General features: G+C 70.2%; 10 protein-coding genes. 4 read left to right on the forward strand and 6 right to left on the reverse strand.

Features of this window, described 5'->3' with window-relative positions:
* The coding region (gene glnA, locus VFN12_RS10210) for a type I glutamate--ammonia ligase (protein WP_325118551.1) at nt 1-1,251 on the reverse strand (1,251 nt) is incomplete at its 3' end.
* A 184-nt stretch (nt 1,252-1,435) separates the two neighbouring features.
* On the opposite strand from glnA, the gene VFN12_RS10215 reads away from it, so the two are divergent.
* Entirely contained in the window at nt 1,436-1,828 is a 393-nt protein-coding gene (locus tag VFN12_RS10215) for an RDD family protein (protein ID WP_325118552.1), read from the forward strand.
* A gap of 74 nt (nt 1,829-1,902) precedes the next feature.
* The gene (locus tag VFN12_RS10220; RefSeq protein ID WP_325118553.1) at nt 1,903-2,736 is read left to right on the forward strand and encodes an LppX_LprAFG lipoprotein; all 834 of its coding nucleotides are present in this window, start codon (nt 1,903-1,905) and stop codon (nt 2,734-2,736) included.
* Nucleotides 2,737-2,748: 12 nt separating this feature from the next.
* On the opposite strand, the gene VFN12_RS10225 is transcribed toward VFN12_RS10220, so the two are convergent.
* On the reverse strand, nt 2,749-3,456 hold the full coding sequence (locus VFN12_RS10225; protein ID WP_325118554.1) for a DUF4191 domain-containing protein: 708 nt from the start codon (nt 3,454-3,456) through the stop codon (nt 2,749-2,751).
* 33 nt (nt 3,457-3,489) lie between these two features.
* Nucleotides 3,490-4,458: a lipoyl synthase gene (gene lipA, locus VFN12_RS10230; RefSeq protein WP_325118555.1), complete on the reverse strand. Its 969-nt coding sequence runs from the start codon at nt 4,456-4,458 to the stop codon at nt 3,490-3,492.
* Nucleotides 4,459-4,525: 67 nt separating this feature from the next.
* Here lipA and VFN12_RS10235 point away from each other — a divergent pair, with 67 nt between their 5' ends.
* Complete coding sequence (locus tag VFN12_RS10235) at nt 4,526-4,945, forward strand: hypothetical protein (protein ID WP_325118556.1); 420 nt, start codon at nt 4,526-4,528, stop codon at nt 4,943-4,945.
* A 15-nt stretch (nt 4,946-4,960) separates the two neighbouring features.
* Here VFN12_RS10235 and lipB read toward each other — a convergent pair whose 3' ends face one another.
* A complete protein-coding gene (lipB, locus tag VFN12_RS10240) occupies nt 4,961-5,683 on the reverse strand; it encodes a lipoyl(octanoyl) transferase LipB (RefSeq protein WP_325118557.1) in 723 nt (240 codons plus the stop codon).
* A gap of 63 nt (nt 5,684-5,746) precedes the next feature.
* On the opposite strand from lipB, the gene VFN12_RS10245 reads away from it, so the two are divergent.
* Nucleotides 5,747-6,229 (forward strand): hypothetical protein, encoded by a 483-nt coding sequence (locus VFN12_RS10245; protein WP_325118558.1) that lies wholly within the window; start codon nt 5,747-5,749, stop codon nt 6,227-6,229.
* Here VFN12_RS10245 and VFN12_RS10250 read toward each other — a convergent pair.
* Both VFN12_RS10250 and VFN12_RS10255 read right to left on the reverse strand, forming a co-directional pair.
* A complete protein-coding gene (locus VFN12_RS10250) occupies nt 6,198-7,088 on the reverse strand; it encodes a TIGR01777 family oxidoreductase (RefSeq protein ID WP_325118559.1) in 891 nt (296 codons plus the stop codon). The two genes, VFN12_RS10245 and VFN12_RS10250, sit on opposite strands and share 32 nt — an antisense overlap.
* Nucleotides 7,089-7,330: 242 nt before the next feature.
* Nucleotides 7,331-7,450 (reverse strand): 2-oxo acid dehydrogenase subunit E2 (locus tag VFN12_RS10255; RefSeq protein WP_325118560.1); only part of this gene is annotated, 120 nt, incomplete at its 5' end.

Genomic DNA, 7,450 nt, shown 5'->3' on the forward strand with positions numbered 1-7,450 from the left:
CAGCGAGGTGGGCACGGTCGGGATGTCGGCGTGCTCGTCGGGCGGCAGCTCGTACAGGTCCTTGTCGACCGGCTCGTGCGGCTCGATCTTGTTCTTGATGCCGTCGATCCCGGCCAGCAGCATCGCGGAGAACGCGAGGTAGGGGTTGGCCGAGGGGTCCGGGCAGCGGAACTCGACCCGCTTGGCCTTCGGGTTGGAGCCGGTGATCGGGATCCGGATGCACGCAGACCGGTTGCGCTGGCTGTAGACCAGGTTGACCGGCGCCTCGAAGCCGGGCACCAGCCGGTGGTAGGAGTTCACGGTCGGGTTGGTGAACGCCAGCAGCGACGGCGCGTGCTTGAGCAGGCCGCCGATGTAGTAGCGAGCGGTGTCGGAGAGACCCGCGTAGCCCGCCTCGTCGTAGAACAGGGGCTCGCCGTTGTTCCAGATCGACTGGTGGCAGTGCATGCCCGAGCCGTTGTCACCGAAGATCGGCTTCGGCATGAAGGTCGCCGTCTTGCCGTTACGCCAGGCGACGTTCTTGACCAGGTACTTGAACTTCATGACGTTGTCGGCGGTCACGAGCAGCTCGTCGAACCGGAAGTTGATCTCCGCCTGGCCGGCGGTGCCGACCTCGTGGTGGGCGCGCTCGACGACGAGGCCGGTCTTCTCGATCTCGGTGACGATCTCGTCGCGGAGGTCGCCGAAGTGGTCGTACGGCGCGACGGGGAAGTACCCGCCCTTGTACTTCACCTTGTAGCCGCGGTTGTTGTCCTCGGAGCCGGTGTTCCAGGCGCCGGCCTCGGAGTCGATGTGGTAGAAACCGGCGTTCTGCCGGGTCTCGAACCGGACCGAGTCGAAGACGTAGAACTCCGCCTCGGGCGCGAAGAAGGCGGTGTCACCGATGCCGGTGCTGGCGAGGTAGGCCTGCGCCTTGCGCGCGATGTTGCGCGGGTCGCGGGAGTAGGCCTCGCCGGTGAGCGGGTCGTGGATGAAGAAGTTGACGACGAGGGTCTTGGCCTCGCGGAAGGGGTCGAGGTACGCCGTCGTCGGGTCGGGGAACAGCGACATGTCCGACTCGTGGATCGCCTGGAAGCCGCGGACCGAGGAGCCGTCGAAGTTCAGCCCGTCGTCGAAGACGGCCTGGTCGAACGAGGAGACCGGCACCGTGAAGTGCTGCATCACCCCGGGCAGGTCACAGAACCGGACGTCGACCATCTCGACACCTTCGTCCGAGATGAACTTCAGCAACTCGTCGCTGTTTGCGAACATTCGTCCTCCTCGGCCGCATCCGGGGCGACCAGCAAAGTCGGGCTTCGAAAAGTGGGGTGCGGCCTTGCGCCGCACCTGCCCGCAACCTAGGCAGGGGCAGTTTCTTGACCGTATCCGGTTTGTTTCGCCGATGTAACAGGGTCCTGCGGCCCGGACCGGTCCACCCCGTCGGTAGCCTGTCGCGGTGCCCCCGCCGCCGATCGAGACCGCGTCCTGGGGTCGTCGCATCATCGCCCTGTTCGTCGACTGGCTCGCCTCCATGCTGGTCGTGGTGGTCGTGCTCGGGCCCGGCGGCTGGAGCGAGAACCAGGCCTCGGGCTTCTACACCCTGGTGGTGTTCGCGCTCGAGTCGAGTGTGCTGACCGCCGTGGCGGGTGGGTCGTTCGGCAAGCTGGCCACCCGGCTCCGCGTCGTACGCAACGACGGCAGCGGTCGACCGGTCGACCTGCTGCGAGCACTGTTGCGGCAGGTGATGGTCTGCCTGGTGATCCCGCCGCTGGTGTTCCGTCCGGACGGGCGCGGCCTGCACGACCTCGCGGCGGGCTCGGTCACGGTCACGATCCGGCCGTCAACCTGAGCAAACCGGCTCGGCGGTTTCGGCCCGCGGTTATCGTGGGCAGGACCACCGAGACTCGATTCCGGAGACCTCTCATGCGCTCTTCCCTGACCCTGCGCCGCAGCCTGGCTGCCCTGACGCTCCCGCTGATGCTGGGTGGCCTGGCCGCCTGTGGCGCCGACGACGAAGCGTCACCCGCTGCCTCGTCGAGCTCCGCCTCCGAGTCGCAGGACGCGTCGGCGCCCGAGGAGGGGAGCGAGGTCGACACGGCCGCCTTCGTCGACGACCTGAAGGCGGGCCTCGAAGCCTCGACGACGGCGAAGATGACCATGCACATGGACGTGGCCGGCCAGGGGATCCACGGCGAGGGCGACATCGACTACACCACCGACCCGCCACAGATGGCCATGACCATGGAGTCTCCGGCGATGGGCGAGCAGCCGATCGACATCAGGCTCGTCGACAACGTCATGTACGTGAACATGGGGCAGATGAGCAACGACAAGTTCATCAAGTTCGACCTCTCCGACCCTCAGAGCCTGCCGCCCGGCATGGACCAGGTCACGGAGATGATGGACCCGCTCGCCGCGACGGAGTCCCTCGGCAAGGGCCTGACCTCGGTCGTGTTCGTGGGCGACGAGGACGTCGACGGTGAGACGCTCGCCCACTACGAGGTCGCGGTCGATCCCTCGAAGATCGAGCAGTTCCAGCAGCTTCCGGGCCAGGCGCAGGCCGACGTGCCCGAGACCCTCGACTACGACCTGTGGCTCGACGACGAGAACCGGATGCGCAAGCTGGACATGACCATGGACGTCGGCAGCTCCGGCAAGATGGCGATGGAGATGGAGCTCAGCGACTGGGACGAGCCGGTCGACATCGCTGCACCTCCGGCCGGTGACGTGGTCGACCCGTCGAAGCTGGCCGGCTGACGCAGGCCCGCCTCAGCGGCCGCGCATCTGGCCGCGCAGGCCCTTCATGCTGGTCGGGACCGGTCCCTTCGGGAGCGGGATGTTCGACCTGCTGGCGTCGAGGGCCTTGAGCCGGTTGAGCACGTCGGTGAGGTCGGCGGGCTTGACGTTCTTGCCGAGCTTGGTGATGTGCTTGACCAGCCGGGGCAGGGGCACCTCGCCCTCGCCGTTGCCGCAGACGACCTCGTGGATGGGGATCTCGGACGCGACCCGCTCGTGCTTGCGACGTTCGTTGGTCAGGAGCCCTCGGAGCCGGTTGGGGTTGCCCTCGCCGACCAGCACGATGCCTGGCGGGCCGACCACGCGGTGGACCACGTCCTGCTGCTTGTTGAAGGCGATCATCGGGTCCGTCTTCCAGCCACGGCGCAGCATGCCGAGGGCCTGACCTGCTGCCCCCGGCCGGCCCTCCATCTGCCGGAACGCCGACTTCTGCGCCCTGCGCCCGAACACCACCAGTGCGAGGAGGAGGCCCAGCATCAGCCCACCGGCCACGGCGATGACGAGTCCGATCACCCCGCTCCCGGGCAGGAACCAGAACACGCCGAAGCCGAGCGCAGCACCCAGCACGAACGCGCCGAGGATCCACAGGCCCACGTGGCGGTCACTCTGCTTGGCCATCCGGTAGGTGGCGACGAACTGCTGGCGCCGGCTCATCTTCTCCGGGTCTACGTCCTTGGGCATGACGGTGCGGCCTGGCTTTCTTCGAGTGATGGATCAGGCGGTGGAGGCGGTCCGGGCCTCCATGGCCTGACGGTACAGGCGTCCGGCGCGGTACGACGAGCGCACGAGGGGACCGGACATCACGCCCGAGAAGCCGATCTGGTCGGCCTCGTCCTTGAGCTCGACGAACTCCTCGGGCTTGACCCACCGCTCGACGGGATGGTGTCGGGCGGACGGGCGGAGGTACTGGGTGATCGTGATCAGCTCGCACCCGGCGTCGTGGAGGTCCCGCAGGGCCTGGCTGACCTCGTCGCGGGTCTCGCCCATGCCCAGGATCAGGTTGGACTTGGTGACCAGCCCGAAGTCACGGGCCGCTGTCAGCACGCTGAGCGAGCGGTCGTAGCGGAAGGCCGGCCGGATCCGCTTGAAGATCCGCGGGACGGTCTCGACGTTGTGGGCGAGCACCTCGGGGCGGGACTCGAAGACCTCGCGGAGCAGGTCGGGCTTGGCGTTGAAGTCGGGGATGAGGTTCTCGACGCCGGTGGCGCCCCCCTCCATGTCAGCGGTGAGCTCGTGGATGGCGCGGACCGTCTCGGCGTAGAGCCAGGCGCCGCCGTCGGGCAGGTCGTCGCGGGCGACGCCGGTGATGGTGGCGTACCGCAGCCCCATGGTGCGCACGGACTCCGCGACCCGGCGGGGCTCGTCGCGGTCGAGCGGCTCGGGCTTCCCGGTGTCGATCTGGCAGAAGTCGCAGCGGCGGGTGCACTGGTCGCCGCCGATGAGGAAGGTCGCCTCGCGGTCCTCCCAGCACTCGAAGATGTTGGGGCAGCCGGCCTCCTGGCAGACCGTGTGGAGGCCCTCCGCCTTGACCAGCGCCTGGAGCTGCTTGTACTCCGGGCCCATCTTCGCCCGGGTCTTGATCCACTCCGGCTTGCGCTCGATCGGGGTCTCGGCGTTGCGGACCTCGAGGCGCAGCAGCCTGCGGCCGTCGGCGTTCGGTGCGGTTGATGGAGCGTGCGTCACGTCGGCCCACTCTACGCCGGGAGGCCAACCCGTCCGGCATCGGCGGACTCGCGTACGGTCTGCCTGCATGACCGTCTCGTCGCTTCGCCGGACCGCGCTCGGACGCACCCTGGCCGGCCTGCTCCTCGCCCTCACCTGCCTCCCGATGGCGGCCTGCGCTTCGCCCACCGAGGAGCCGTCCGCGCCCGAGACGACCGAGGCTCCCGACAGCTCCTCACCGTTCGCCGTGAAGCTCGACGGCCCGGACACCGCCGGCGCGGGCGACGAGGTGACGGTGACCCTCACCAACGTGGGTCGGCTCCCCGATGCCTACCAGCTGACCGCCGAGCCCTTCGGCGGGGCCAGGATCAACGAGCCGAACGTCCACGCCTCGCCGGGGGAGTCGGTCGACGTGAAGGTCGTCGTCAAGCAGACGCCGGTGTCGATCGTCGTGGAGAGCGTCAGCGGCGGTGCCGGTCAGCCGATCGGCCAGCTGACCATCAACTGACCCACCCGGCCGGCGCTAGGGAGTCACCAGCTCGATGCGCGGGGTGCGTCCGGGCTCCGGGCGAGGCTCGTAGTCCGGGGTGGGCGTGTACGGCGCCCAGGAGAGGTACTGCGTCAGGTGCCGCTCCACGCTCGGCAGGACGTCGGTGACGGTGACCGGACGACCGAGCTCGGAGCTGAGCGAGGTGACGCCGGCGTCGGCGATCCCGCAGGGGACGAACCGGTCGTACCAGCTCAGGGAGACGTCGCAGTTGAGCGCGAAGCCGTGCATGGTCACCCCGCGGCTGACCCGGATGCCGATGGCGGCGACCTTGCGCTCGGGCCCGCGGTCGTCGGCACGGAGCCACACGCCGCTGCGGCCGGGGATCCGGGCGGTGGTGACGCCGAACTCGCGGCAGACCCCGATCAGCGCCTCCTCGACACGGCGCACGTAGTCGACCACCTTGACGTGGTCGGGCAGGGTCACGATCGGGTAGCCGACCAGCTGTCCGGGGCCGTGGAAGGTGATCTTGCCGCCGCGGTCCACGTCGATCACGGGGGCGCCGCCGGGGTCGGCGGGCCGCTCGTGCGGCTCGGTCCGCTTGCCCGCCGTGAAGACGGGCGGGTGCTCGAGCAGCAGCACGGTGTCGGGGGACTCGCCGGCGGCCACCGCGGCGTGCACCTCGCGCTGGAGATCCCAGGCGGCGACGTACTCGACCGCGTCGGAGCCGAGGCCGGCGATGCGGTAGTCGGGAGACACGCCCGCAGCCTACCCCTGTGGATGAACCTCGGCCCCTGGTCCGGACGTGGGTAGGGGAGGGGGATGAAGCCGCAATGTCTCGTCCTCCTCGCGGTCCTGCTGGTGACGACCGCGTGCACCCGTGCCGATGCCGACCGCGCCGGCACCCGACCCACGGCAGATGCCCTGTCGCTGCTCCGTGAGTGGGACCACCAGCGTTCGCGTGCCTGGGCCGGGGGCGATCCCGCGGCACTGGCCGACCTCTACGCCCCCGGCTCACGCACCGGACGCCGCGACCACGACTTGCTCGCGGCGTACGCCGGCCGGGGGCTGCGGGTGATCGGCCTCCGGACGCAGGTGCTCGGCGCCGCACTGCGGTTCCGGGCCCCCGGACGGATGACGCTCGAGGTGACCGACCGGGTGGTCGGCGGCCGGGCGGTGGGCCGCGGACTGCGCATCCCCCTGCCGCGGGACCGCCCGTCCACCCGGCTGGTGACGCTGCGCCGGGTGGCGGGGACGTGGCGGGTGGCCGAGGTCAGGCCAGCGCCGCGGCCACCACGGCCCTGACGTCGGGGTCGAGGAACTCGTAGCCGGCCTTCTCCAGGGCGGCCGGGCGCGCCCGGACCGAGCCCAGGAGCTCGGGCGACATCTGGCCCGCTCCCACCTTGAGGGCCACCTTCGGAACCGACAGGAACGCCTTGCGCCCGAGCGCCGAGGCGAGAGTCTCGGTGAACTCGCCGTTGGTCGGGGGTTCGGGGCAGCAGAGGTTGAACGGGCCGGAGACGGAGTCGTTGCCGGCCAGGAACGCGACCGCCCCGACCCAGTCCCGCAGCGAGATCATCGGGAAGTACTGCCGGCCGTCGCCGAGCCGGGTTCCGAGCCCGAGACTGAACGCGACCCGCATCTGCTTCAGCGGTGGGCTCCGACGGTCCATGACGGGCGCGGTCCGCAGGACACACACCCGGGCGCCGGACTCCGCGGCGGGCTCGGCCGCCGCCTGCCACACCTGCGTGACCCGGGTCAGCAGGGCGTCGCCGCGACTGTCGCTCTCCTCCGTGACCTGGTCGGCGCCGTGGTCGCCGTAGAAGCTGATCCCGTTGCCGGCCAGGAAGGCGGGCTTCCCCTCGGCGCGAGCGATCGCGCCCGCCAGCACCCGGGTCGTGGTCACCCGGCTCTCCTCGAGCTCCCGGGCCCACCTCTGCGAGTGCGGATTGCCGGCCGTCGGCGTGCCCGCCAGGTTGACGACCACGTCGGCGGCCTCGACCGCGTCCTGGTCGAGCTCGCCGGCGTAGGGGTCCCATGCGGACTCGTCCGACCCGGACGCCGTCCGGCGTACCAGCCGGGTCACGTCGTGGCCGTCGGTGCGGAAGCGCTGGACGAGGTGTGAACCGAGGAAGCCAGATGCCCCGGCGATGAGGATGCGCATCACCCCATCGTGCCCGCGCGTCGGTCAAACCGCGACCGGCGTACCGGAGGTTGAGGTGCGAAGGCGCTCTGGCGCCTGAGCCTCGAAACCCCTGGACGGATGCAGGGCGACGCGTGGGCACCACCCTGCCGACACTTCCGGGGTTTCGAGACGCGTCGCTCAGTCCGCGCACGCGCGGCCTGAGCCGACGCTCCTCAACCTCATCGCACTGGGCCCCCGCGACTACGTCGCGGGGGCGGTGCTCAGACCTCGAACTGGCCGGCCTCGAGCCGCTGCTTGACCTCGGACAGGTAGCGGGCGGCGTCGGCGCCGTCCACCAGCCGGTGGTCGTAGGTCAGGGCCAGGTAGACCATCGAGCGCAC

Source organism: Nocardioides sp. (genome assembly GCF_035703625.1).
Classification (GTDB): domain Bacteria; phylum Actinomycetota; class Actinomycetes; order Propionibacteriales; family Nocardioidaceae; genus Nocardioides.

What these genes read in the sequence shown, in the direction of transcription:
- VFN12_RS10220 (WP_325118553.1), top strand. Translation starts at nt 1,903, where the DNA reads ATGCGCTCTTCCCTGACCCTGCGCCGCAGCCTGGCTGCCCTGACGCTC.
- VFN12_RS10225 (WP_325118554.1), bottom strand. Translation starts at nt 3,456, where the DNA reads ATGCCCAAGGACGTAGACCCGGAGAAGATGAGCCGGCGCCAGCAGTTC.
- VFN12_RS10235 (WP_325118556.1), top strand. Translation starts at nt 4,526, where the DNA reads ATGACCGTCTCGTCGCTTCGCCGGACCGCGCTCGGACGCACCCTGGCC.
- VFN12_RS10245 (WP_325118558.1), top strand. Translation starts at nt 5,747, where the DNA reads ATGAAGCCGCAATGTCTCGTCCTCCTCGCGGTCCTGCTGGTGACGACC.
- VFN12_RS10250 (WP_325118559.1), bottom strand. Translation starts at nt 7,088, where the DNA reads ATGCGCATCCTCATCGCCGGGGCATCTGGCTTCCTCGGTTCACACCTC.